Annotated in this window: 24 protein-coding genes; 3 read left to right on the top strand and 21 right to left on the bottom strand. The window is 64.4% G+C overall.

Annotation, left to right across the window (positions count from 1 at the left end; genetic code table 11):
• Nucleotides 1–162 precede the first annotated feature (162 nt).
• The gene (locus HWW87_RS18090; protein ID WP_175821436.1) at nucleotides 163–1,086 is read left to right on the top strand and encodes a LysR substrate-binding domain-containing protein; all 924 of its coding nucleotides are present in this window, start codon (nucleotides 163–165) and stop codon (nucleotides 1,084–1,086) included.
• A 66-nt stretch (nucleotides 1,087–1,152) separates the two neighbouring features.
• Here HWW87_RS18090 and argE read toward each other — a convergent pair whose 3' ends face one another.
• The 8 genes from argE to HWW87_RS18130 all read right to left on the bottom strand — a co-directional run bounded on the left by argE (nucleotide 1,153) and on the right by HWW87_RS18130 (nucleotide 7,372).
• The gene (argE, locus tag HWW87_RS18095) at nucleotides 1,153–2,316 is read right to left on the bottom strand and encodes an acetylornithine deacetylase (RefSeq protein ID WP_175821437.1); all 1,164 of its coding nucleotides are present in this window, start codon (nucleotides 2,314–2,316) and stop codon (nucleotides 1,153–1,155) included.
• Nucleotides 2,309–2,986, bottom strand: coding sequence for a DUF1028 domain-containing protein (locus tag HWW87_RS18100; RefSeq protein ID WP_175821438.1), 678 nt, complete (start codon nucleotides 2,984–2,986; stop codon nucleotides 2,309–2,311). The genes argE and HWW87_RS18100 overlap by 8 nt, the downstream gene beginning before the upstream one ends.
• An 8-nt stretch (nucleotides 2,987–2,994) precedes the next feature.
• Entirely contained in the window at nucleotides 2,995–3,432 is a 438-nt protein-coding gene (locus HWW87_RS18105) for a RidA family protein (protein ID WP_175821439.1), read from the bottom strand.
• 127 nt (nucleotides 3,433–3,559) lie between these two features.
• Entirely contained in the window at nucleotides 3,560–4,906 is a 1,347-nt protein-coding gene (locus tag HWW87_RS18110) for an NAD(P)/FAD-dependent oxidoreductase (protein WP_175821440.1), read from the bottom strand.
• A gap of 188 nt (nucleotides 4,907–5,094) precedes the next feature.
• Nucleotides 5,095–5,541: a hypothetical protein gene (locus tag HWW87_RS18115; protein ID WP_175821441.1), complete on the bottom strand. Its 447-nt coding sequence runs from the start codon at nucleotides 5,539–5,541 to the stop codon at nucleotides 5,095–5,097.
• A 212-nt stretch (nucleotides 5,542–5,753) separates the two neighbouring features.
• The gene (locus tag HWW87_RS18120; protein WP_244107293.1) at nucleotides 5,754–6,371 is read right to left on the bottom strand and encodes a hypothetical protein; all 618 of its coding nucleotides are present in this window, start codon (nucleotides 6,369–6,371) and stop codon (nucleotides 5,754–5,756) included.
• Between the two features lie 35 nt (nucleotides 6,372–6,406).
• Nucleotides 6,407–6,775, bottom strand: coding sequence for a RebB family R body protein (locus tag HWW87_RS18125; RefSeq protein ID WP_244107294.1), 369 nt, complete (start codon nucleotides 6,773–6,775; stop codon nucleotides 6,407–6,409).
• 39 nt (nucleotides 6,776–6,814) lie between these two features.
• On the bottom strand, nucleotides 6,815–7,372 hold the full coding sequence (locus HWW87_RS18130; protein ID WP_175821443.1) for a sigma-70 family RNA polymerase sigma factor: 558 nt from the start codon (nucleotides 7,370–7,372) through the stop codon (nucleotides 6,815–6,817).
• Between the two features lie 410 nt (nucleotides 7,373–7,782).
• On the opposite strand from HWW87_RS18130, the gene HWW87_RS18135 reads away from it, so the two are divergent.
• Nucleotides 7,783–8,457 carry a Crp/Fnr family transcriptional regulator gene (locus tag HWW87_RS18135; RefSeq protein WP_175821444.1) on the top strand — a complete coding sequence of 225 codons (675 nt, stop codon included), beginning with the start codon at nucleotides 7,783–7,785 and terminating at the stop codon, nucleotides 8,455–8,457.
• Between the two features lie 86 nt (nucleotides 8,458–8,543).
• Here the strand turns inward: HWW87_RS18135 and HWW87_RS18140 are convergent, their stop codons facing one another.
• From HWW87_RS18140 to HWW87_RS18180, 9 genes are all read right to left on the bottom strand, one after another.
• Nucleotides 8,544–8,867: a RebB family R body protein gene (locus tag HWW87_RS18140; RefSeq protein WP_175821445.1), complete on the bottom strand. Its 324-nt coding sequence runs from the start codon at nucleotides 8,865–8,867 to the stop codon at nucleotides 8,544–8,546.
• 180 nt (nucleotides 8,868–9,047) lie between these two features.
• Nucleotides 9,048–9,416 (bottom strand): RebB family R body protein, encoded by a 369-nt coding sequence (locus tag HWW87_RS18145; protein WP_174432907.1) that lies wholly within the window; start codon nucleotides 9,414–9,416, stop codon nucleotides 9,048–9,050.
• A 193-nt stretch (nucleotides 9,417–9,609) separates the two neighbouring features.
• On the bottom strand, nucleotides 9,610–9,942 hold the full coding sequence (locus HWW87_RS18150) for a RebB family R body protein (RefSeq protein WP_069619142.1): 333 nt from the start codon (nucleotides 9,940–9,942) through the stop codon (nucleotides 9,610–9,612).
• A gap of 80 nt (nucleotides 9,943–10,022) precedes the next feature.
• A complete protein-coding gene (locus HWW87_RS18155; RefSeq protein WP_175821446.1) occupies nucleotides 10,023–10,652 on the bottom strand; it encodes a hypothetical protein in 630 nt (209 codons plus the stop codon).
• A gap of 759 nt (nucleotides 10,653–11,411) precedes the next feature.
• A complete protein-coding gene (locus tag HWW87_RS18160) occupies nucleotides 11,412–11,915 on the bottom strand; it encodes a pentapeptide repeat-containing protein (protein WP_175821447.1) in 504 nt (167 codons plus the stop codon).
• Complete coding sequence (locus tag HWW87_RS18165) at nucleotides 11,912–12,214, bottom strand: hypothetical protein (RefSeq protein WP_175821448.1); 303 nt, start codon at nucleotides 12,212–12,214, stop codon at nucleotides 11,912–11,914. The genes HWW87_RS18160 and HWW87_RS18165 overlap by 4 nt, the downstream gene beginning before the upstream one ends.
• Before the next feature lie 10 nt (nucleotides 12,215–12,224).
• A complete protein-coding gene (locus HWW87_RS18170) occupies nucleotides 12,225–13,787 on the bottom strand; it encodes a DUF6396 domain-containing protein (protein ID WP_175821449.1) in 1,563 nt (520 codons plus the stop codon).
• Nucleotides 13,788–13,896: 109 nt separating this feature from the next.
• Nucleotides 13,897–15,978 carry a phospholipase D-like domain-containing protein gene (locus HWW87_RS18175; protein WP_175821450.1) on the bottom strand — a complete coding sequence of 694 codons (2,082 nt, stop codon included), beginning with the start codon at nucleotides 15,976–15,978 and terminating at the stop codon, nucleotides 13,897–13,899.
• A gap of 35 nt (nucleotides 15,979–16,013) precedes the next feature.
• Nucleotides 16,014–18,884 (bottom strand): type VI secretion system Vgr family protein, encoded by a 2,871-nt coding sequence (locus HWW87_RS18180; protein WP_175821520.1) that lies wholly within the window; start codon nucleotides 18,882–18,884, stop codon nucleotides 16,014–16,016.
• Between the two features lie 877 nt (nucleotides 18,885–19,761).
• Between HWW87_RS18180 and trpS the strand changes: the two genes are divergently transcribed.
• Nucleotides 19,762–20,775 carry a tryptophan--tRNA ligase gene (gene trpS / locus HWW87_RS18185; protein ID WP_175821451.1) on the top strand — a complete coding sequence of 338 codons (1,014 nt, stop codon included), beginning with the start codon at nucleotides 19,762–19,764 and terminating at the stop codon, nucleotides 20,773–20,775.
• 9 nt (nucleotides 20,776–20,784) lie between these two features.
• Here the strand turns inward: trpS and HWW87_RS18190 are convergent, their stop codons facing one another.
• From HWW87_RS18190 to HWW87_RS18205, 4 genes are all read right to left on the bottom strand, one after another.
• Entirely contained in the window at nucleotides 20,785–21,198 is a 414-nt protein-coding gene (locus HWW87_RS18190; RefSeq protein ID WP_175821452.1) for a VOC family protein, read from the bottom strand.
• Between the two features lie 92 nt (nucleotides 21,199–21,290).
• On the bottom strand, nucleotides 21,291–22,211 hold the full coding sequence (locus tag HWW87_RS18195) for a bestrophin family ion channel (RefSeq protein ID WP_175821453.1): 921 nt from the start codon (nucleotides 22,209–22,211) through the stop codon (nucleotides 21,291–21,293).
• 160 nt (nucleotides 22,212–22,371) lie between these two features.
• Nucleotides 22,372–23,379 carry a cytochrome d ubiquinol oxidase subunit II gene (gene cydB, locus HWW87_RS18200; RefSeq protein WP_174432901.1) on the bottom strand — a complete coding sequence of 336 codons (1,008 nt, stop codon included), beginning with the start codon at nucleotides 23,377–23,379 and terminating at the stop codon, nucleotides 22,372–22,374.
• Between the two features lie 2 nt (nucleotides 23,380–23,381).
• Nucleotides 23,382–24,782 (bottom strand): cytochrome ubiquinol oxidase subunit I, encoded by a 1,401-nt coding sequence (locus HWW87_RS18205; RefSeq protein ID WP_174432900.1) that lies wholly within the window; start codon nucleotides 24,780–24,782, stop codon nucleotides 23,382–23,384.
• Between the last annotated feature and the right edge of the window lie 393 nt (nucleotides 24,783–25,175).

Below are 25,175 nucleotides of genomic sequence, written 5' to 3' on the forward strand. Positions count from 1 at the left end.
GCCACGCGCATCGGGACCGGAAAATACTAAAAATATTTCCGCGACATACGAAAAAGCTCTGCAGCGGAAATTTCGGCGCCGATCGACTTCAGGTAAGGTGCTACGCGAAACCAACAGCATGCGCCCGCGGCGCCAAGCCGGGGCCGGGCATCAGAGGTGCTTGTGGCTCACTACACTTTGCGGCAACTGAAATACTTCATCACGACGGTCGAATCCGGCAGCGTCGCCGAGGCATCGCGTCAACTGTTCATCGCGCAGCCGTCGATTTCCAGCGCGATCAAGGGGCTCGAAGAAAGCTTCGGCGTGAAGCTGTTCATTCGCCACCACGCGCAGGGCGTGTCGCTGACGCCGAGCGGCACGCGCTTCTACCGGAAAGCGCAGGAGCTGCTGCGCATCGCGCACGAGTTCGAACAGAACGCGCTCGCCGACAACGACGTGATCACCGGGCAGATCGACATCGGCTGCTTCGAGACGGTCGCGCCGCTCTATCTGCCGCAACTGATCGCGGGTTTTCGCGAGCGCTACCCGGGCGTGAACATCCGGCTGCGCGACGGCGACCAGCAGGAACTCGTGCAGGGGCTGACGTCCGGCACCTTCGATCTCGCGCTGATGTACGACCACGATCTCGACGGCACGATCGAAACCGAGCCGCTGATGCCGCCGCAGCAGCCGTACGTGCTGCTGCCGGAGAATCATCGCTTCGCGGGCCAGACGCACGTGTCGCTGCGCGACCTGTGCGTCGAGCCGATGATCCTGCTCGACGTGCAGCCGAGCCGCACGTATTTCGTCAGCCTGTTTCACGAGCTCGGGCTTACGCCGAACATCGTGTTCGGCTCGCCGTCGATCGAGATGGTGCGCGGGATGGTCGGCCAGGGCTTCGGTTTCTCGCTGCTCGTCACGCGCCCGCATTCCGACTATACGTACGACGGCCAGCGCGTCGTGACGATCGCCCTCAGCGAAACGGTCAGCCCGTCCGGGCTCGTGAGCGCACGGCTGAAGCGCGGTCAGCTCACGAAACAGGCGCAGTCGTTCGTCGATTTCTGCCGCGAGCGGCTTGCGCAGATCGTCGCTGAAGCGGCGCGATGAGGTTGCGATAGAGAACCGGACGACGCACGCGCCGCCGGATGCGGTGCGTGCGTGTCGGCCGCCGGTTCAGCCCGCGGAAGAGAGATACGCGACCAGACGGCCCAGCATCGCGTCGCATCCGTGCAGTTGTTCGAGCGTGACGAACTCGTCGGGCTTGTGCCCCTGATCCATGCTGCCGGGCCCGCACACCACGGTCGGGATGCCGGCCTGCCCGAACAGCCCGCCCTCGGTGCCGAACGCCACCGTGCCGAATGCGTCGGAGCCGCTCAGCAGCGCGAGCAGGCGCGCGGCCTCGCTGTCCGGCGCGGTCGCCAGTCCCGGATACGCGCCGAGCGGCTGCAACTGGATGTCGGTATCGGGCTGCACCGCGCGCATCCTCGGCAACAGTTCGGATTCCGCATAGTCCTGCAGCTTTCGCGGCACGTCGTGCGCATCGAAATCCGGCAGCGCACGCACCTCGAAATCGAACTCGCATTCGGCCGGCACGATGTTCAGCGCGCGGCCGCCCTTGATCAGCCCCGCCTGCACGGTCGAGAACGGCGGATCGAAGCGGCTGTCGTGATGCTGGGGCCGCGCGAGCGCCGCGCCGATCTCGCCGAGCCGGCCGATCAGCTTCGCCGCATAGTCGATCGCGTTGACGCCGGACGGCGCGTAAGCCGAGTGGCACGCGGCGCCCTTCACGTGGCAGCGCATCGCGAGCTTGCCCTTGTGACCGAGCACCGGCTTCAGTTCGGTCGGCTCGCCGATCAGGCACAGTCGCGGGCGATGTTCGCGCGCGGCCAGTTGTTCGAGCATCGGCCGCACGCCGAGACAACCGACTTCCTCGTCGTACGAGAACGCCAGATGCACGGGCAGACTCAGCGGTCGCGCGACGAACGCCGGAACGGCCGCAAGCACCGACGCGATGAAACCCTTCATGTCGGCCGTGCCACGGCCATACAGGCGGCCGTCGCGCTCCGTCAGCCGGAACGGCTCGACCGTCCACGCCTGCCCGTCGACCGGCACCACGTCGGTATGGCCCGACAGCGCGACGCCGCCGCGATCGCGCGGGCCGATCGTCGCGTACAGGCTCGCCTTCGTGCGTTCCGCGTTGTAGAACAGTTCGCTCTCCACACCGAAACCCGCGAGATGGTCGCGGATGAAGGCGATCATCTCGAGGTTCGAATCGCGGCTGACCGTCGCGAAGCCGATCAGCCGTTCGAGCAGCGCGCGGCTCGACGGATCACTCATCGCCCGGCACTCCATAGCTCGGCGCGGCGGTCGGGTTCAGCGCGCGGGTCTGATAGTCCTGCATCTGCGGCCGATACGCGCGCCACAGCGCATCGAGCTGCCCGATCGGATCGGCATCGGCCCAGTCGACGCGCAGATCGACGATCGGCCAGGTCACGTCGCCGGCCACCTTCAACGCGGCCGAATGCACCGGCCCGGCCTCGCCGCCGGCCGCCATCGCCGCGTGCATCGCGGTCAGCAGCCGATCGGCGAGCAACCCCGGCGCCTGCTCGAAGGCCCGCACCATCGTGTCGATCACGGCCGGCGCGGCCAGCAGGTTGCCGGCCGCCACGCATTGCTCGCCCTGCACCGCGCGATGCGTGCCGAGCGCCTCCTTGCCGGTGAAGCATGCCGTCTGCCCCTGCCCGTCGATCACCGTGACCTGCCGGTACTGGCTCCAGCCGTTCGCGCTCAACGCACGGTCGAGCGCCGCGGCAGGCGCGAGCAGGTCGTGTTCGATCAGGTGGAGGATCTGGGGCCCAAGCGCCGGCAGCGTGATGTTCTGCGTCGCGACCGCGCCGACGCCCGCGCGCACCCACGGGCAGCGCGCGCCCACCGCGATGCTCGACGAGCTGATCGCGATCCCGAGCTGGCCCGTTTCCGGGCAGCGCCCGACGATGGAGAAAGTCATGTCGCCTCCTATGCGCGGTTCGGCTGCCAGTTGTCGGGGATCACCGCGATCACGTCGATCTCCATCAGCCACTGCGGCTGGCCAAGCGCGGAGACGACGAGCCCCGTCGAGATCGGATACACGCCCTTCAGCCACTTGCCGACTTCCTGGTACACCGGTTCGCGATAACGCGGATCGATCAGGTAGGTCGTCGTCTTCACGACGTGCGTGATGTCGCTGCCCGCTTCTTCGAGCAACTGCTTCACGTTCTTCATCGCCTGCTCTGCCTGCGCGCGCGCGTCGCCGAGACCGATCAGGTTGCCGTCGAAATCGGTACCGACCTGGCCGCGCACGTAGACGGTATTGCCGGCCCGCACGGCCTGGCACAGGTCGTTGTCGAGCGTCTGGTTCGGGTAGGTATCCTTCGTGTTGAACATCCGGATACGCGTATGGGTAGGCTGGCTCATCGAGGTCCTTCGAGTGTCGGGGTGGTCGCCCGCCGCGCCGGAAGCGGGCGCTGCGCGGCGGAGTTCGGATTGGCGCGTGGCAGCGTCCGTGCGTCGTTTCGAGCGCGGGTCACCGCGTGGATGCGGATCAGCCGATCGCGTCGACCAGCCGGCCGGCATGGGCCTGAACCGTGTGCGGCGTGTTGCCGTGCTCGGCCCGCGGTTGCGCGCGGCGTTGCGATGCGTCGTGGTACGCGAGGTACTTGCGCTGCGTGACGATGTGATCGGCGATGTGCTTCGCGTCATGCCACACGCCCCAGATGAAGCTGGAGCCGCGCCGCGACAGCCACGGCAGCCCGAGGAAATAGATGCCCGGCTCCTTCGACACGCCGCGCTGGTGCTGCGGCTTGCCGTTCGGCGCGAACGCGTCGACGTTCAGCCAGCCGTAGTCGACCGCATAGCCGGTGGCCCAGACGATCGACGTGACGCCCGCGCCGGCGAGATCAAGCGAGAGGATCGGATGCGCGACGCAGTCGGGGTCCGGCAGGATGCGCCGTGCGTCCGGTTCTTCCGGCAGGTCGAGGCCGTTGCGCGCCGCATATGCGTCGGCCGCGTCGAGCAGCGACAGGTAGTTCTCGTCGCCGCGCGCGAGATTGACCGCGAGATCGGGTTCGAACACGGCCGCGCCGCCGTCGAACGACTTCGTCAGCCCGACCAGCGTCACGCCCTGGTTCGCGAGTGCGCGGAAATCGACCGTATGGCCGCCGCGCGCGCCGCTCACCGCGATCGTCACGTGTTCGCGGCCGGGCGTCGCGACTTCCTTGTCCCATTCGCCGAGCACGCCGAGCCACCAGCAGAAGTCGCGGCCGCGATACGCGCGCGGCGGACGATCGTGCGGGCCGACCGACAGGTAGACCTGCCGGCCCGCGCGCTGCAACTCGTCGGCGATCTGCACGCCCGACGAACCCGCGCCGACCACCAGCACCGCGCCGTCCGGCAATTGCGCGGGGTTGCGATAGTCGGCAGAATGGATCTGCACGACGCGCGCATCGTCCGGCGCGATCGGCGGGATGACCGGTCGCTGGAACGGCCCCGTCGCGACGACCACGCGGTTCGCCTCGATCGTGCCGTCGGACGTCTCGACGACGAAGCCCGGCTTGCCCGTGTTGCGCACCACGTGCTTCACTTCAACGCCGGTGCGGATCGGCGCGTCGAATTTGCGCGCATACGCTTCGAAGTAGTCCGCGACCTGGTCTTTCGATGCAAACGCGTCGGGATCGAGACCGTCGAATTCGAGGCCGGGGAAGCGGTCGTGCCACGCGGGGCCGTTCGCGACCAGCGAATCCCAGCGCCCGGTGCGCCAGCGTTCGGCGATGCGGCTGCGCTCCAGCACGAGATGGGGCACGCCCAGCTTGCCCAGATGCTCGCTCATGGCCACGCCGGCCTGTCCGGCGCCGACGACGAGCGTATCGATTGAAGTTGTTTCGACTGCCACGGCTGTCTCCTTCTGAAGTGCGGCTCATGCGACGCTCGTGTTGTCGCGTGAGTGGGAATGGAGACATTCTGCTGACAGGCTGTCTGGCGCGAAATGAGGTTTTTTGTTGGTGTTGACGAGTAAAAAGCTGGGGGCGGGGGCCGGCGCCCGCGCGCATCGCGGGCACCGGTTTCGACGGATCGTGCCGGCTACACGTTGGTCCAGGCGTCGGTGCCCTTCTGATACTGCATCACGCCACCGTGGATCCGCACCCGCAGGTTGCCGTCCGGCACCTTCACCCATTGGGTCATGGCGAGGCTCATCATCAATCCGGCGAAGAAATCCTGCACCTCTTGCGACTCGTTGGCCTGCCAGAGGTCGATGCGCCCGAGACACGCACGCATGTCGCCGCTCTGCTGCATGATCGTCTCGACCTGTCCGGCAACGTCCGCCGCCGAATCGTAGACCTTCGTGCCGTCGGGGCTGACGATCGACAAATGGATCCCGCGCACCAGCGTCGGCTGGCCCGGTGTCTGCTCGACGAGCGCGATGCAGCTCGTCATCGCGGCGAAATCGATTTCCGTCGCATCGCCCCATTCGCGCTCGCCAACCCCCAGCGGCGCAGGACCGTGTACGTTCTGAATGATGTAGGACATGGGTTCCTCACATGATTAGACAGGACTGCAGATAGCAGGCCGCGACGTGTTCAACCAGGAACGTGCGTCGCCCCCGCCGCTCACATCCCGCATCGGGCCGGACGGCCCGGCGGGTCGTGTCGATTGATACTGTGTCGCTGCACGCGCGGCACTCGATCGCCCGCGGTTCACGGTGCATGATTGCCCGCGACGTTCGTCGACGACGCCGCGCGCTACGTGCCCTTCTTGTCGAGCAGCGCCTGATACTTCTGCAGGCTCTCGTCGATCCGGTCGAGCGCGACGCTCGCGGCCTCCCCTTCGATCGCCTCCGCGGCACCCGCGACGACCGCCGCGGTCGCAACGAACAGGTCCGTCAACAGCAGGCCCACCGCGTCCATCGCCATGCCTTTCACGTTCTCGTCAATGGTCTTCTGCGCGAGGTCCTTCATCAGCACGCTCTTGCCCGCGATCGCCAGCGACGTCGTCGCCTCGAAGTAGTTGGCCGCCGCCTGCGCGACCATGCCGCCGGCCTGCGTGATCATCATGTTCGGGCCGACGGCGATCTGCGTCGTCGCGTAGGACGCCGCCTCCGCGTTGATCGCCTGCACGGTCCGCAGCGCCGACGGGGCGGACCCGGTCGCACCCGCGATCTGGTCCGGCGCCTTCAGCGCATCGGTGAACCTGCGCAACCGGTTGACCGGCCACGCGCGCTTGCCTGCTGTCGGCGTCGCATCGTGCGGCGCAACCTCGGCCCGCGCCGTTGCTTCGACTGCGGCGTCGGCGTCGGCGTCGGCGACGTCGTCCGGCGCTTGCGTCGCGCCGTCTCCGCGTCCGCCCAAAAGACCTTTCATGTTCATGATTCAGTTATCCCGATAGTCGTCGCGTGCTAATGCGTGGAACCCGTCGGCGAGCCGCCCGCCGCGGGCAGCGACGCGCCGCCCGATGGCGGCTTCGGCGATGCTTCGACGGACAGGATCATGGCCACCGCCTTCGATACCACGGCGTTCGATATCTGGTTCAGCGCCGCCTGCTGCTGGGTCATGTTCTGCGCCGAGATGCCGACGGCCTGGCTGAACATCTGGTAAAGCATGCCCAGCGCCTGGGCCGGCGAGCCCGCGACGACGTTGACGTTGGTCTGCGTCAGCGCATCGGTAATCTGCTCATTGACTTTGTCTGCCACGAGGCCTCCTCGGATCTCGGCTCCGGCATGCGATTGAAGGAACGGGCGGGCCGGCAGGCCATCGACCTCGCGCATGCCGTTAGGAACGCTGCGTGCCCGCATTCGTGAACGCGCTCACGCGAGTTCCTCGCGCAACTTCTTGCGCAGCAGCTCCACGCGCTTTCTGGCAAGCGGCTCGTTGATCCCGAGCGTCGCGGCGATGTGCAGATAGGGCCGGTCCTCCTCGAACTTCAGCGTGAACAGCATCTGCTGCTGCGGGGACAGCATGGACAGCGCCTGCTCGAGGCGCAGCAGCTGTTGCCGGAGCAGCAGTTGCTGTTCCACCGACGGCGCGTGGCCGGCCAGCTCGACGGCGTGATCGTCGTCCCAGGCCGGGTCGAATTCGAGCATGCCGCTTTCGCGCAGACGGCGGCGCGCGCCATCGAGGAACGCGTGGTTCAGCGCCAGAAAGAGAAAGCCCGACAGGTTCCTGACGCGCTCGGGCGAGCGCTGCAGGTAAATGTGGACCTTCAGGGCGGTATCGGAAAGCAGTTCGTCGGCACGGTGAATATCCCCCTTGCACAACAGGCGCGCGCGGCGCCGCAATTTCCCCTGCATTTCCCGCCACGTGCGGTCGAGCTGCTGCGCCGAAGACTCGGGCGTCGGGGCAGCGTGCTGGTTCGAGGTTGTCATCCCGTGTCTTCCTTTTTATGGAAAACACAGAATCGATTCGATGCCGGGAATGGCGCTGTTACCCGTGTAACACCGATATAACGATAATCTGTTTCGGTAAATTTTCTTGATTATTATGAACGGAAATTTTAATTCACCGGCATAGCCCGATCCGTCGTTTCAGGTGCGCCGCCGGGCCAGACTGAATAACGGCATTGCGATGAAAAAGAACGACTACCGCCGCGATGCATCCGTGCGCCGGCATGCTGCTTTCCATGTCGGTCGATCAAGCGCGCTTGCCGCCAAAGTGCCGCTCTGTCCGGACTGCCTGCCGATTATTTCAATACTTTCATTATTCATTTTTCACGTAATGCCGAAGGCAGCGTTTTTCGCTAGGTGGCCGCATCGTCAAACAACCTCGCGCGGAAAACATGCCTGCCCTTGCTAATGCTCGAACGCTGCGCAATATATCGATACTCGCCGATCTCCCGGAAAGCCTGCTCGCTCACATCGAGCGGCATGTCACGCCCTGGCCCGAACACGGCAATCGCCTGTTGTTCTTCAAGGGCGATCCGGGGGATTTCGTCGCGTTCGTGCACCATGGCCGTGTCTACAGGACGCTGCACGAACCCGGCGGGCGCGAGATCATTCTCGGCCACTCGATACCGGGCGACCTCATCGGCGAAAACACGCTGATTCGCGCACACCGGCGCAGCTTCACCGCCCAGTTGAGTCCCGACTGCCGCATTTCGCTGCTGCATCGCCAGCACTTCGCGCCGCTGCAGGCCAACGCGGAATTCATGGTGCGCATCCACGAGCAGCTGTGCCGGCACATTCACCAGTTGAGCGACTTCGTCGAGTCGGCGTGCCTGTACCGGCTCGAAGCACGGCTCGCGCGCCATCTGCTGAACCGCATGCAAGGGAACGATCTCGAGGTGCCGCTGCCGGAGAGCCAGAGCATCCTCGCCGCGATGCTCAACGTCAGCCGGCCGCGACTGAACAGCAGCCTGCAGAAGATGCAGCGCGACGGACTGATCCGGCTACACGAACACGGTGTGACGATCCAGAAGCCGGAGCAGCTCCGGACCATCGTCGACGCCAATTGAAGCCCCGCCCCGGCAAGCGCACACGTCATGCAGCGCCGCCGTGCGGACGAGTTGCGCGCGCCGCGTTGCGCGGCGCGCAGTGAAGGTCAGCCGCGCCCGTGGCCAATGGCGTTCATCAACTGCGCGATGGCGGCCAGTTGCGACACGAAGCTGTCGTTCGCCGACCGCGCCGCACTGGCCTGCGCCACCGGCGAGCCCGCATAGAGCTGCATGATGCCGACGGTCGTGGCGGCAAGGTTGGACGCCGCCTGGTTCGCCTGCATCTGCACCGCGTTGTGAAGCAGGATCGCGGACGCATGGCTGTTCGACTGCATGAGCGTGCCCAAGGCCACGGCGGGCGCTTCGCCCACCACCTTGACGTTGGCTTGCGTGACTGCATCGGTCATCGCAGGGGAAACCTGTTCCGGCATGTCGTTGCTCCTGGTTTGCTCGCCGCTGCGGCGCGGTCGTGGCGAAAGCATGAGTGGGGTCGTCGGCGCCGTCGATACGCGCCAGGATGTCCGGCGTCACGGGCGTCGACACGACGTCGGGCGCCGGGCGACAGCCACCGCGATCGGGGCCGCCGCCCGGCGCCGACGCCGGGTTACGCGTCAGGCCAGCGCCTTGCCGAGCGCCAGCACGTCAGCCAGCACGGACAGCACGCCGTTCGAGCCGATTTCGGTCGCGGCGGCGCCGGCGCTCGCCGGCCCGAGCGTGTACAGCTGCATCGTGCCCACGTTCGTCGACGTCGGCAGCTGCACCGCGGACTGCGACTGCTGCTGCACGGCGTTCTCGAACAGCACGCTGAGCGAATGGCTCTGGGCCTGGTACAGCGAGCCCGTTGCCATCGCGGGCGCTTCGCCGACCACCTTGACGTTGGTCTGCGTGACCGCGTCGGTGATCGCGGCGTTGACCGCGCAGGTCTTGCAGGGGTCCTTCGAGTCCTTCTTGTCATTCGAGTCGTTTTCGTCGTTCGGCATCGTATTTCTCCTGGTTCGCGAACGGGCGCCGCATCGAATCGGCTCTGCCCGCTCTGTCGGTTACTCCGGAACACCACGCGGCACCGCTGGTCAGGCGCCGGCGGTCATGCTGTGGATCCGCGGCACGGCGGCGGTATCGGCGGCGCGTGCCGCTTGCGCCGCCGCTCGACCACGGTGCTGCGATGACGCCTTACTACTTGGTCACGGCCTTCCCGATCGCGATCACGTCGGCCAGAATGGAAATGATCCCGTTCGCGCCGATTTCCGTGGCGGCCGCGCCCGCGCTTTCCGGCCCGATCGTGTAGAGCTGCATCGTCCCCACGTTCGTCGACGTTTGCGACTGGATCGCGGCCTGCGACTGCTGCTGCACCGCGTTCTCGAACAGGATGCTGAGCGAATGGCTCTGGGCCTGGTACAGCGAGCCCATCGCCATTGCCGGCGCTTCCGCGACCACCTTGACGTTGACCTGTGTGACCGCATCGGTAATCGCGGGATTGACCTGGCACACTTGACACGTATCAGCCATTTGTTGCTCCTTGGTTCACGTAGTTGAGAGGTCGCACATCGGGGCCGGCCGGTTTCGCGTTCGGCCGCATGACCCGCGTGCTACTCCATGGACGCTGGGCCGGGCGTATCGTGAACGGCAGCGGTGGGTTCGGACGATTCGGCCGGACCGGCGCCGATGCTCCGCAACCGGTCCTCCATCGCGTCGAGCCTGGCGGCAAGCCCTTCGGCGAGCGCATCGCCGTATTGCCGGAAGCATGCTTCGATTTCCTGCCGGATCAGGCCCGTCAACTGTTCCCCGATCATCGTCAGCGCCTCGCGGGTGCTGTCCTGAATCTCGGCTGCGCCGGATGTCTGCGCGTCGCCGGCCTGCTCGTGCGCGTCGAGTACGCCCGATACTTTCCGCTGTTCCGACGCGAGCATGCCGAGGGTCGTCTCGTTCTGCGTGTCGATCGTCTGCAGGATGCCGCGCATCTTCTCGTACGCCTTTTGCTGGTTGAGCTGGAGGAAATGCTTGACCTGTTCGCGCGCCTCTTGCCGGGTTTTGAACTGCGGCAAGGGCGGCTTCGCGGCGCTCGCCTGCGTGGCCGGGCCGTCGGCGGGCGCCGGCGGGTTTCCTTGCCGGCTCGGCAGTTGCTCAAGCAGCGCCTGTTCTTCGCCAGGCTCGAGAGGTCGCCCGAGTCGCTTCTCCGCGAACTGCCGCAGCAGGGGGTCGAGTGCTTCGTTACTCATGGCTTACACCTCCTCGAGGTTCGCTCGCGGCACGGGTACACGCGGTTCGGGGTCGGATGGACGCCGCGCCACGGCGGCTTGGTCGGCGTGCTGCAACGGATATCGCATGGGGTTCTCCGGGAAAGGAATGTGCGACGGCCTTGCCGGAAATTCGGCAGGACTGCTGCAAGGACGAACCGTGCGAGGGGTCTGTGAAGTTGGGCGGGACCGCGTGCGGGCGGTGGGTGTCAGTGTCCGATGTCGCCGGCGTCCGGGCCGCGCGTGAACGCGTGCATCCCGGAGTACACGTTGTTCGAGCGGACGGGCAGCCACGTACGGTCGCGCCCGTCCGCTCGCTGATAGGTCGCTTTACGCGAAATGGTATTTTTCGTCGGCGTCGGCGGGCAAAAAACTGAGGCGGCTTGGGATAGTGCCGGCCCGCCGCGCACCGCACGATTTGGCGGGACATTTGCGCCCGCATCGGATGTGATTCGGATTCGGGCGAAGCGGGGAGGGCTGCCTCGCGAAGTTCCGCGCCGTCACGCGGTACTTTCGCCGCAAGTGCTGCCGTATTCGATGTTCCCCAGTTCGAGGCTTGTTTCTCAAGCCGACGCGCACACCACTGCCGCCGCCGAGAATGTCACCGTGTTGCGCTCGTGCAGATTCGGCGGAACACCATTTTCTCGGGGCTGCGGTGCGGAACCGAACACGCAATGGGTAACCGTCGCGAATCAACTCGCCACTACGTCGACGAAACCCCGCAACGGTGGCGGTCTCGACTCAATGCCCGCCGTTGATTTCCGTATCCTCGAACGCCAGATGCTCGAAATAGCTTCCGGTGAAGTCGACATCGAGTCCCTTGAGGCCGTGAGCTTCAACCGTCGTGCCGGTACAGTCCAGCACCTGCACCGAATGCCATGTGTTGCCGTCGAACTTGACGCCGTTCCACCTGCATCCGAGAAATTTCACGCCGTTGAAAGTGCTGCCCTGAAAAGCGGCGTCATTGAAGCTGCAATCCACGAATGTGCATCCGGAAATCGCAATCTCTGCAAAATCGCAACCGGTAAACGTGCAGGCCGAGAACCGGCAACCCGTCCAGCCGGCCTGCCGGAATGACGTTCCGGCGAAGCTGCTACCGCTGAAACTGCTACCGGCAAATTGCGCGAGACCCAGATCGAGGCCGGCATAGGCCGAACTGTCTGCCTGACCGGACAGTCCTGCGGGCATGCCGCCCGCGCCCTTGCGCCACTGATCGTGCTTGTAGATGATGTCAGCACTGCTCATCGGTCTGCGTCCCGGTGCGCGGGAGCGGCCGGATCGCGCTCATCCTCGCCCGAAGGCTGTTCATCACCATCGTCGTCGGATGTTGCCGAACCCCGGCTGGCGAACCATGCGACCAGGCCACCCAACGCAAGCAGCGGACCGAGAAACAGGAAATTCTCGATCGCGAAATCGCTTATATCGTGCGAACCGTAGCTACCTCCGCTGATCTGCGCCACAGCCCCCATTGTTGCAACCGCCCCCCAGGCGGCCAGGATTATCCCTCCGACACACACCGTCGCAGCAATCGTCGATTTACGCATCTCTGCTCCGTCAAGCGTTCTCGGAAGGGTTACCGACGCTGACCTGAGGCAGCTTCGCGAATCCCAGGTGATTGGCTTCGTTCCACCACGTCCACGTCACGTCCGCCGGCGATACGTCCAGATGCATGGCCCGTGGATCGGGGAACGCGTCACCCTGCAATACGTAGGCCTGGCGATACCACTGATTGAACGTGGCCGCCCGAGGATGATCGTCCGCCACCGCGGCCTGCCAGATACCGGTCACCGGGCACGCGCGCATGCCGCGACACCGGATGGCCGGGTCGGGAAATTCAGCGGCGCGCGCAATGCCCTGCGTCACACGCGGATGCGATTCCACCGATTGCACGGGCATCGGAATCGCATCGCCGACATAGTGGAAGAAGATGCGACCGTCCTCGGGCATCAGGCCGGGGCGACTCCGATCGAACAGTTCCTCATTCCGGTAATGCATCGGCACCTGAGCCGCATTCCATGCGAAGTGACGTTCGGCGGTCGGATACTTCAGCTGTGCGAGCCAGTAACCACCGACAGGAGCGGCCGTCGTTTCCGCCTGCGGAGGAACGGCAACCTGTGGCTTCTCCGGCAGCATGTAGCCATCGGGCACGTACGCGCGGCCCGTACGCAGCGACACGGGGTGCGCCGGGGGTTTGACCGGCGACACCGGCACGGACGTCACTGCTTTCGCCGCGTCGATCAACGTCTCCTTGTTGCCATCCCACTTGGGCAGCTTGGCGGGCGGCAGCGGCACGACCTTGTCCAGATTCGGCAGGCGCAGGTCGGGGTCGCGCTCGAGGCGGTCGGCAAGGACACTGTAGCGCTCGGCGCGGGCTTCATCCTTGATATGGCCGACCAAGGCGTCCCCCTTGCCAAACGACGCACTCAACCACCCCGCGCTTTCGGCGCTGCCGAGTTTCACGCCCGCATGCAGCGTCTTCAGTGCGCGTTCGTTGTTCTCGCTCAACTCGGCTCGATCACCCGCAATAGTCGTTCCCAACTGATATGCAGCAGATCCATTGCCCTGCGCGACCGCACATTCAAGCATCTGGAGTGCGATCTTGCGGTTACCCCAGAAGCCGGCCTTCGGGTCGTCATAGAGCGCGTCCATCTTGCCACCCAAATACGCCATCGCACTCGGGCTGCCCATATCGGCGGCCAGTTGCCAGAATGCATAGGCGCGGCTGGCATCCTGCTTAACGCCCATCCCGTTCATGTGGTATGTGCCCATCAGATCGTAGGCTGCCGGAATACCCAGTTTCATCGCCTGTTCGGTGATCTGGACGGCATGTTCCGAATCACGTTCCACACCCTGCCCCTGCGCGTAGGCATTCGCCAAATTCAGCATGGCTTTCCAGTGCTTGCGCTCGGCCGCCTTCGTCCACAAATCGACGGCACCCTTGTAATCGCGCTGGTTCGGCCATAACAGCGAACTGGTCAGCGCCATTGCCTGCTGATTCCAGCGATCGGCCTCCGGATCGACCGGGGGAACCACGTCAACCTCGTGCTTGCACTCGAATGCTGTGCGATGCGGGTCGAAGGCAGTCAACGACATGTTGCGAGGAAGAGAATCGTTCATTGAGCAGGCGGCACATGCAAGGAACAGGAAAGCACAAACTAACCGGGCGAAGCCGATACGGTTGGCGAGAGTCGAACGCAATTGATTTAGCACGATTTAGGAAGCCTACTCAAGATAAGCGAATGCCTGTCACACGCTCATCATGGAACGGATGCAGGAAGCCAGTTGGCGCGTCCCCCTTCTTTCGGGCGAGCTCGTTGGCCCGCAGCAATTGCACCCAGTTGCGGAACGCCTTCGACATGGCCTGCGGAGTCAGCGAAGACGGATTGCAATCCGCTGCATTTCCAGTGTGAAGCTTCCACACCCGTTTGCGCAAATCTTCGCTTTTCGCGCGGTCATCGGTTCCCACGTTGATCTCGGCATCCACTGCCATGCTTCGCAAATTCAGATTGGCACTGCCCAACGTGAAGAAACTGTCGTCGATCATCAGCAATTTACTGTGGATGTAGATCTCCCTGTACCGAGCCGCGAACGATTGTGCCGGCAACGGCAACATCGGCGCCAAGTCCGGGTCCGGCAGTTCGCCTTTGGCTTGCTGCTTTTTTACGTAGTCATCCCAGCGCGCCCGTTTCTTCTCCGTCTCGGTATTCAGCGTGGAGCTGCGCCAATTGTAGTCAAAGGACCATAGGCTACCGACCAGCGCACGAATGCCCATCTGATCCAGCGATTTCGTCAACGACGCCTTGTCACCGAGGTCCTTGGCGCTTTGCGCCGCAGGCGACAGCGGAGCAGGATAATAGTCGGGGTCGATCCTTGCGCCGCTCTCCTTCTGCCGTTTGACGTAGGCGTCCCAGGTCGCCTGTTGCTGCCGGTTGCGCGCGAGTTCGTCTTCGACCGCCTTGTCCTGATTGGGCATCGAGGTGCCATAGCCGAGCACCTTGACCGTGTCGTGCGTGCGCGGCACCATCTGTACCCGCTCGGGCGTGGGGATGACGGCCATCACGTGCAGATTTGGTATGTCGGTCGGACTCTTTCCGGCCGCCTGACTGCGCGACAGAAACGCGGTTCGCAATTCCTTCAGCTTCGCCGGCCACTCGGTATATTGGAAATACTGGTTTTCGATATAGATATAGCTGCGCGCAAACGACGTCGCCTGGATATACAACGCCTTGACGGATTTGTCCTTTTCTTCGGGCTGCGTACGGACGATTTGCGCACGCTGGCACGGCGTGCCGAGATTCTGCGTCAAGCCCGGGGGCACCTTTTTGAAATCGTGTGTCCGTGACAGGTTCGCTCCGCGGCCCTTGGCCCGGTTCCATGCATCGGCGAAGTTTTTGCTCACCGCCACCAGAGCTTCGCCCCTAATCCGGCTTGCGTAGTCCTGATAAGGCTTCAATCCCGGTTGCGAGTCGTTGGCGCCCTCCCATCCCTCACCGCGACGGGGATCGTTGAAGAGATGCTGCTGCGTATCCCAATAGTCGGTCACGCTGTTCAGCCCCATCACATAGCCGACGGCGTGTATACCACCCTCGTGGTCGTAGTCGATCAGGATGGTCTTCTGATGGTCGGTGGCCAATTTCTCCAGACCGAAATCTTCCAGGTTATCGCGCTTGCCCGGCTCGTGCGCCAGGCTTTCGTGAACGTCCTTGCTGCTGCCGTCCCGCGTACGCAGCGACAGGTTGGGCAGGCGGCCGGCAAACGCGTCGTCGTACCATCGCGCATTGAAGTCCTCGCGCCGCTCCTGCGGAGTCTGCGGCTGCGGCGCATCGCCCAACTGCACATAGATGCCGCCTGCCTTGCCGACCTCCCTGGCCATCTTCTGCTCGTAAGTAAGGCGGCCTCCGCTGTAGCCCGGCATGTTATTCGAGATGGTACTTCCGATCACGCCATACCACGAGAGCAAGCGAACCTGCACCGGCTTACCGTTGTTGAATTTCCCGGCCGCCACATCGCGCAGCAGGCCGCCCCAGGTATCTCCTCGCGGCCAGACCGTGCCCTTGCGGATCAGTTCCATCCCCGGGTCGAAGCCCCAGCAAATGATTTCGACACTATGCTTGGCCGCCTTCAAGTCGGCCGCAATCTGCGTAAACGCGTCCTCGCCGCAAATGAAGACGTCGAGATTGTTCTTTTCATACGGCGGCGCGTAGTAGTCCGCCTGCTTTTCCAGAAACCACTGCGCACTGGCGACCGCCTGACGCTTGTCGACATCGACCGGCGCCTTCGATTTGTTTTGAGTATTGGTATCGGACATCACGTTTCTCGTCGAAAACTGTAGCGAATCGCCGGTCAGCCCTGTGCGTGGCGTTGGCGCGATTCCGGATCGCCGTCGACTGCCCGCCATCCCTGCGCGGCCAGTTGATCATCGTCGCTCAACCCTCCCTCCATCACGGGCACCTCGATCTCGTGCCCGTTATGCAGCTTGACCGTATAGGAAGACGTGCCCTTCTGGTGATTCGCAATGATCAGTTGACCGTGCTCGTCGGTCACGCCGTCCGCGATCTTGGCCGCCCCCTTGTAAAGGGTGTACGGCTCGTAGGCAAGCGGCCGGCCGGCGTTCGGGTGGGAACGGAGCACCACCGCAAGGCTGTCCTGTTGCTCAAGCTCCTTGAACGTCAGGGGATCGGGCGCTTTCACAGGCTTGTTGTCCGGCCCGACGAGACTGTGCGACGCTGCATGTTCGCGCCATACCCCGCTCGTGCCATGCACGACGCCGCTGCCATTCCACTGGCTGTAGCTCGATCCTCCGTTGATCAACGCTTCGTCGCTCGCCTGGGTATTGACCTTCGGCGAGCGGAACACGATTTCCTCGCCTGCCTCCAGGATGATGCGCTTGGCGGCCTTCACGACCACATCTTCCTTGTGCGCCTCGATTCGCAGCTTCCCGTCTGCCGTCACCAGCGTCATGCCCTTGGCCGCGAAGGCGCTCATCCAGTCTCCGACGCGCATCAACAGGCGACGTCCTGCGCTGATCTGCGTGTTGCCGGCACTCACCGCATCGATGTTGGTCTGCGCCCCGAGCACCATCGCGTCCTGGCTGACCACGGTCACGCCGGCTGGCCCCTCGATTGCCACCATTGGCGCACCGCCAGCGCCGCCGCCAGCCTGATCAACGTTGCTGCCTGCATCCCAGCCCTTAATCTGCGATGTGATCTTCTCGATGCGTGCCAGGTCGGTATTGTCGGCATCGTTCGCGGCGGACGCATCACCAAGGTTCCGCACCAGCTCCTGCAATTGTTCGATCAACGTCTGCAACGCCGTGCGTTCGAGCATCTTGCCTTCGGCACGCCCCTGCTGCTGCGCGGTCACGTAGACGCCCTTCGCGGCGCGAATGACCGCCTGGGCATCGGTTCTGGCCTCCAAACCGTCGCCGCGAGGCGCTCCCTTGCCATCGCTACGAGGCTCCGTCAGGTAGCCAAGGTTCAACTGGGTATAGGTGTGTTCGCTGGCAAGCTGGCTGCTGATCTGGCCGGGCGTATCGTCGAAACGCAGCTGGTTGTAGCGATCCGCCTTGACCTCCTTGGTCTTGATGCCGGAAAGATATCGATTGCCCGGAAGCGAGCCGGTGTGGCTGAACGTGGTCGGCATGTTGGGGCCACCGTGCAGCACCCCGGTCACGACCATCTTGTCGGGGTCGCCGTGCAAATGGTCGATCAGCACTTCCATTCCCGCGCGCGGCAGCATGTCCATGCCGTAGTTCGGGCCGGCCCAGGGGCTGACCCATCTCACCCACGCGCTGTCGCGCTCGGTTCCGCTGGTGCCGGCACCTTGCGCATGGGCATGATCGTCGGCGCGCAAACCAAGAATCTGCACCTTGATGCGCCCCAATTCGTCGCAGTGCACTTCCTCGCCGTCCTGGCCAACCACTTTCGCGGTAAACGGGTGCACGGGAGGCAAATCGACGCGCGGATCGTAGGCAGGTGTCAGCGGCACACCGCGGCGCACGCAAATGAATGTGTTCTCGTAGCGAACCCCGGCACCCTCGTCGACCGGCAACGCGTCGAAACTCCAGCGACTCGCGGCAAACAGCGCTTGGGCCCGCTCGTCGAGCGCCTTCGAAAAATTGTTGCTCGCTCGGTGGTGCAAACTGGTAACGACGAACTGCCGCTGCTCCTCGGGCCGGGTATCGACCTCCGGGTGCCCAAGCAGCGTGAACCAGAAGCCCGGCGAGACATCCCGGACATCGCTCGATGCATGCACGCATTCGGCGCGATGTTCATGTGCCAGAATCCGAGCCTTCGCCAGACGCTCGTGGTCGGCATCCGAGTCCGCCGCATGCGGAACGTCGATGACCGAGTCAGCCAGCAGCTTCGCGAGATCGTTGCCCGCCTCGCCCTGATCAACGATCGTCTCCTGCTCGGCCTGCGCGAGCCTGCCGGTCTTGTAATCCCAGCTGGCACGCCGCACACTTCCGGGCGTCAGCGCACGAGCCGTGGACCATAGCGTGACCGAGTCACGCTCCCGCGACTGCGTACCTCGGTGGTAAGGCACCTGACCTGCCGCCGCTTGCGGCAGCTTCGTCGGATCGTCGCAGAACACGAGCGTATGGACCGGCGTGTCGGCGGCCGCACCATCATGCTTGCCGGCCCGGGCGTACCAGAAAATGCCGTCACGTCGACACAACCGGCGAATGAAGGCCGCATCCGATTCACCCGCCTGGCGCGTCTGCTCGCGCTTTGGATACTGGTTGCGATCCAGCACGAGCTCGAAATCGAAAGCCTGCGCCAACGCGGAGCTGCGTTGCTGCCATTCGTGCAGCAGCGTCTCCAGAATGTCCGGGACACTCATCGAACGGAACGTTCTGCTGTTGATCCGCTGATCGAGAATACCCAGCGCATCTCTCAATGTCAGTTGTACACACGTGAGGGAGCCGTCCGATTGACCGGCGCGGACATCCGTGATGATCCCGTTGATCGGATATGGCGTGCCTCGATCCGTCATCAGTTGCACCGAAAGCGGCAACCCCAGAAAGGCGGAGAGCGGCAGATCCGGGCGTGACGACAGGCAGGTCAGGTGCCCTTCGATGCCGACACAGAGACCCTCCGTCAAATCGATGTTCTGTGGCACCAGGACATGCGCCAGCGCATCCTGATGACGGCCCCAATCAAATCGAATCGCACGATTGTTCTGATCGAGCGCGCCAACGAAGGCGCGAAGCATTTCGGTCACGTTCACTTGTCGATGGGCATTCGGCAACGGCGCTCTCAGACCGCCAGGCCACCTGCGCTTAATTGTTTGGTCACCGATTTTAAGTGCAACATTCACACAAAAACAATCACGACATGCTAGTTAGCGCGACGGAAGGTGCAAAGAATGCTCGATGTCTCGATAGTCGATCGGACCCCTCAAAGCAAATGAATGGTAATCCGTTGATTTTATTGAATTTTCATATTCTCTCGGACGATTGACGCCAAACGTCGCCATGCCTCAACACGCGGCGCCTAGCCCTTAGCCCGGACAATTCTTTAAGGTTCGCGGGCGGCCAAACTGATAGCATGCGTGTCGCACATGACCAATCCCCCCGGGATCGTCGCGCGCCGGGCCGACACACATACCGACTGCGGTCAAACGGCACGCCACGTATTTATGACCCATTTCCCCGCAACACCCCGGCTCGCCCCGCGCGACCCGTTGCAGTAACCGTTGGAGTGGCGCCCCCCGCGCCTGCAAGCATGAAGAAATCGACGCAGTCCCCCCGTCCCTCGCACCACAAAGACCGCATGCCGCTCGTACGCGCTGGCGCGTGGCTGCTGATGGCCGGCCTGCTGTATTTACTATGGCCGTCCGCCGAAACCGCCTATCTCGCGATGGAGTCGGTGATCCGCTGACGCACACGTCCGCCCACGCACTACGCTATACTGCCGCGATGAAAACGAAACCCGCCTCGCCGATCGTGCATTGCTGGTGGCGCGCCTGACCCAGGCGGCCCGTTTCCTTTTGCATGTCCCAAACGTGATGCCGCCAGCGATGGCGGCATTTGCGTTTCTGCGCTGACATCGTGGCTGGCGGCTTCGATAACCCGGAACCAACGACGACCATGACGCAACCCGCCCGCCCGACCATCCTCACCGGCGACCGCACGACCGGCCCGCTGCATCTCGGCCACTACATCGGCTCGCTGCGCGCACGCGTGCAGATGCAGCACGAGGCGACGCAATTCCTGCTGCTCGCCGATACGCAGGCGCTCACCGACAACATGGGCCGCCGCCAGCGCGTCACCGAGAACGTGATCGAGGTCGCGCTCGACTACCTTGCAGTCGGCATCGATCCGGCGATCTCGACGATCGTCGTGCAGTCGCAGGTGCCCGAACTCGCCGAACTGTCGCAATACCTGCTCAACCTCGTCACGGTCGCGCGCCTCGAACGCAATCCGACCATCAAGGAAGAAATCCGCCTGCGCGGGTTCGAGCGCGACATCCCGGCCGGCTTCCTGACCTACCCGGTGAGCCAGGCGGCGGACATCACCGCGTTCAAGGCGACGCATGTGCCAGTCGGCGACGACCAGTTGCCGATGATCGAGCAGACCAACGAACTCGTGCGCCGCTTCAACGCGACCGTCGAGCAGCCGGTGCTGGTCGAATGCGAGGCCGTGCTGTCAGCGGTCACGCGGCTGCCGGGGATCGACGGCAAGGCCAAGATGAGCAAGTCGCTCGGCAACGCGATCACACTCGGCTCGACGCCGGACGAGATCACACAGGCTGTGAAGGACATGTATACGGACCCGAACCACCTGCGCGTGAGCGACCCGGGCCAGGTTGAAGGCAACGTCGTGTTCACCTTCCTCGATGCGTTCGAGCCGGACGTGGCGAAGGTCGACGAGCTGAAGGCCCACTATCGTCGCGGCGGCCTCGGCGATAGTGTCGTGAAGCGCGTGCTGAACGAGCGGCTACAGGCGCTGATCGAGCCGATCCGCGCGCGCCGCCGCGAGTTCGAGGGCGACAAGGCCGAAGTGATGGCGATCCTGAAGCGCGGCACGTTGCATGCGCGGGAGGTAGCGGGAGCAACGCTCGCGGAGGTGAAGGGGGCGATGGGGCTCACGTATTTCGATTGAGCGGCGCCGTCATGGTCGCTCGCGCTCCACCGCCGCCACATGACACACGGCCTCGATCCGGTTGCCGGCCGGATCGACCAGAAAAGCCGCGTAGTAGTCGCCGTGGTAATGCGGCCGCAACCCAGGTTCGCCGTCGGACTGGCCGCCCGTGGAGAGACCGGCCTCGAAAAACGCATGCACCTGCTCGCGGGAAGCGGCCTTGAAACACCAGTGCCGCTTGCTCGTCCCGACTTCGGCGGGATCCAGATACACCGCCAGAAAAGTCGATGCAGGGTCGTTCGCGTTGCAACGCTCGCCATAGCCGAGCGCAGTGGGCCGGTCATAGACCTTGGCCGCGCCCAGCGCAGCCATGACGGCATCGTAGAAGGGGCGTGCCTGGTCGATATCCGGCACGCCGATCGACACGTGATCAAGCAGTTGCATGGTGTGGGCTCCATTGAACGAGCACGAGTCTACACACCCGTCGTCGATCCGGCCGAGCAACCTTACCGACGACTACACTACCGACCATACGCCTACGTGATCTGATACGTCGACGCCGGCACGAACTCCTCGGGCATCGGCCGATCGCCGAGTTCCAGCACCGACCGCTCGATCGTGCGCGTGATCGCATCGAGCGCGAGCGCATTCGGCGCAAGGCCGAACGGCTCGGCCACTTCGTTCGCGATCGCTTCGAGCGCGATCAGCGTGTACGAGATGAACACGCAGATCAGCGGCGTGAAGAACTCCGTCGAATCGACGAGCCCGAACGGCAGCAGCACGCAATACGCATACACGGTGCGATGGAGCAGCACGCTGTACGAGAACGGGATCGGCGTCGACTGGATGCGCTCGCAACCACCGACCGACTTGCCGAGCTCGTCGAGCTGCGTCTCGAACATCCAGCAGGTCGCGTCGCTGCCGGGCGCGCGCCCCAGCGCGCGGACGATGCCGCCGCGCAGTTCGTCGAGGATCGCGACCGGCTTGTAGCATTTGCCGCCGAGCGCGGCCGTGCGCTCCGTCCCGAGAATGCGCCGCAGGTCCTCGGTCGGATCGGTATGACGCAACTGGTGCTTCAGCGCATACGCGAGCGCGATCAGCAGATCGGCGAGCCGGTTGCGCTCGGCGTCGCTCACGCCGTCGGGCAGGTAGCGATGCAGTTGCGACGTCACGGCGCGTGCGGCGATCAGCAGGTTGCCCCACAGATGCCGCGCCTCCTTGAAGCGCTCGAAGCTCGCGTTGTTGCGAAACCCGAGGAAGATCGCGAGCGCGAGCCCGAACAGCGTGAACGGCGCGGTGTTGAGCGGAATCTTCTCGCCGAAGATGCGCCCGTTCGTGAAGACCGCCAGCGTGCTGACGATCGCCATGAACACGAGCTGCGGAATGATCGATTGCAGCACGGAGCCGTTCCATACGAACAGCATCCGGAGCCAGTTCTGTCGTGGTCTGACGATCATGATGTTTTCTCGACTGCCAAAGGAATACGCCACCCGTTGCGCCCGCGCCCGATGTGCAACGGCCCGCGCGTGGCGGGCCGCTTTTCGTCGGGTGCCGGGCCGGGCGCCGCGCTGCGCGTGATGATACGCAAGCGCCGCGCCCCGTCACCTCGCTTGGCGCTCAGTGATAGCCGATGTCGCCCTCGCGCACCTTGCCGCGGAACACGCGGTACTGCATCGCGTTGTACACGAGGATGATCGGCAGCACGATCACGGTGCCGACGAGCGCGAACAACTGGCTCGAATGGCTCGACGACGCATCCCAGATCGTCAGCGACGGCGGCACGATGTTCGGCCAGATGCTGATCACGAGCCCCGTGTAGCCGAGGAACACGAGCGCAAGCGTCAGCAGGAACGGCGTGGCCTCGTGCGCACGCTTCACCGAGTGGAAGATGCCCCACACGCATGCGACGACGAGGATCGGCACCGGCAGGAACCAGCCGAGGTTGCCGCTGCCGAACCAGCGGTGCGCGACGGCCGGCAACCCGATCACGGTCCACAGGCTGACCACGCCCATCACCGCGAGCAGCACGCCCGTGAGCGGCTTCATCAGCAACCGCATCTTGCGCTGCAATTCGCCGTCGACCTTCAGGATCAGCCAGCCACAGCCGAGCGTCGCATAGGTGACGAGCACGCCGATCCCGCACAGCAGGCTGAACGGCGACAGCCAGTCGAACGGCCCGCCCGCGAACTGGTTGTTCTCGATCTTGATGCCCTGCAGCAGCGAACCGAGCACGATCCCCTGGCAGAACGCCGCGAGCGCCGAGCCGCCGATGAACGCGAGGTCCCACATGTGCTGCGTGCGGGTGGCTTTCGCGCGCAGCTCGAACGCGGCGCCCCGGAAGATCAGCCCGACCAGCATCAGCACCAGCGGCAGGTAGTTGGCCGGCAGCAGCGTCGAATACACGACCGGGAACGCGCCGTAGAGGCCCGCGCCGCCGAGCACGAGGAACGTCTCGTTGCCGTCCCACACCGGCGCGACGGTGTCGAGCATCACCTGGCGCTCGGCCTTCGCATCGAAGAACGGAAACAGCAGCCCGATGCCGAGATCGAAGCCGTCCAGCATCACGTAGATGAATACGCCGAGGCCGATGATCGCGGCCCAGACGACAGGAAGATCGATGTGCATGGTTACTCCGCCTCGGTGACGTTCAGCGGCGTGGACAGCGCGCTCTTGCGCAGCCCCGGATGCCGGTGCAGCTCGATGTAGCCGGCCTGGGCAGCCGGCCCGCGCTTCATCAGTTTCATCATGTAGTAGATACCCGTTCCGAACACCAGGAAGTACACGACCACGAAGATCAGCAGCGACACGCCGACCTGTTGCGCGCTGAGCGGCGCGACCGAATCGATGGTGCGCAGCACGCCGTACACGGTCCACGGCTGGCGCCCGACCTCGGTCGTGATCCAGCCGGCCAGCAGCGCGACGATGCCCGACGGCCCCATCGCCACCACGAACCACTGGAACCAGCGCGTCTCATACAGGCGTCCGCCCTTTCTCAGCAGCAGCCCGAGCAGCGCGGTCAGCAGCATCAGCATCCCGAGGCCGGCCATGATCCGGAACGTCCAGAAGATGATCGGCGAATACGGGCGGTCCTGCGGCGCGAATTCCTTCAGCCCGCGAATCTCGCCGTCCCAGCTGTGCGTGAGGATCAGGCTGCCGAGGTGCGGCACCTGGATCGCATAGCGGGTGGTTTCGGCCTGCATGTCGGGCAGCCCGACGAGGTTCAGCGCGGTGCCGCCCTTCTCGGTTTCCCACAGCCCCTCGATCGCCGCGATCTTCGCCGGCTGGTATTCGCGCGTGTTCAGCCCGTGCGCGTCGCCGACGACGATCTGGATCGGTGCGAGCACCAGCAGCATCCACAGCGCCATCGAGAAGCTGCGCTTCACCGGCTCGTCGCGGCGCCCCTTCAGCAGGTGCCACGCGCCGCAGGCGGCAACGATGAAGCCCGCGACGATGAACGCCGCGATCGTCATGTGCACGAGACGGTACGGAAACGACGGGTTGAAGACGATCTTGAACCAGTCGACCGGCACGACGAGGCCGTTCTCGATCTTGTAGCCTTGCGGCGTCTGCATGAAGCTGTTCGACGCGAGAATCCAGAACGTCGAGATCAGCGTGCCGACCGCGACCATCAGCGTCGCGAAGAAGTGCGCGCGCGGGCTGACGCGCTGCCAGCCGAACAGCATCACGCCGAGGAAGCCGGCTTCGAGGAAGAACGCCGTCAGGACTTCGTACGTGAGCAGCGGCCCCGTGATGTTGCCCGCGACGCGCGAGAAGCCGGCCCAGTTGGTGCCGAACTCGTACGCCATCACGACGCCGGAGACCACCCCCATCCCGAAGCCGATCGCGAAGATCTTCGACCAGAACTGAAACATGGATTTGTAGGCGGCGTCGCCGGTGACGAGATAGCGCCATTCCAGCACTGCCAGGAAGCTCGCCATGCCGATGCTGATCGCGGGGAACACGATGTGGAACGACACCGTGAATGCGAATTGCAATCGGGCGAGATGGAACGCATCGAAGATTTCCATGACCGTAATTTGCTCGTGGTTGTGAGGACGTACGCCCGAAGCAGGAAATCGCGCGACGGCTTGGCGACAACACATGCGAGCACAATCGGTCGCTCGCATGGCATCGAAGCGTGAATGACGATATCGCGTTTGCAACGATACTCGCAATCACTCGAACGTGCGCTGAAACTGTGCTGCTTGCGCCGCCAAAGATGTGTGCACGGAAAACATATTTCGGGCCGGCGGGACCGTCAGCTGTACTGCTTTCCGCGTGGCGGCGCTGTGCCTCCGGCGCACTGTTCACTCCACTTAACATGTTATGCAACGCCTGCCCGCGGCGGCCGTGCGCCCTTCGGCGCCCGCCCGGCGGCATCGATTCCCGTCGTTCGGCGCATGCGCCGAGCCCGGCCGGCC

This window comes from Burkholderia sp. BCC0419, from assembly GCF_902830285.1.
Taxonomy (GTDB): Bacteria; Pseudomonadota; Gammaproteobacteria; order Burkholderiales; family Burkholderiaceae; genus Burkholderia.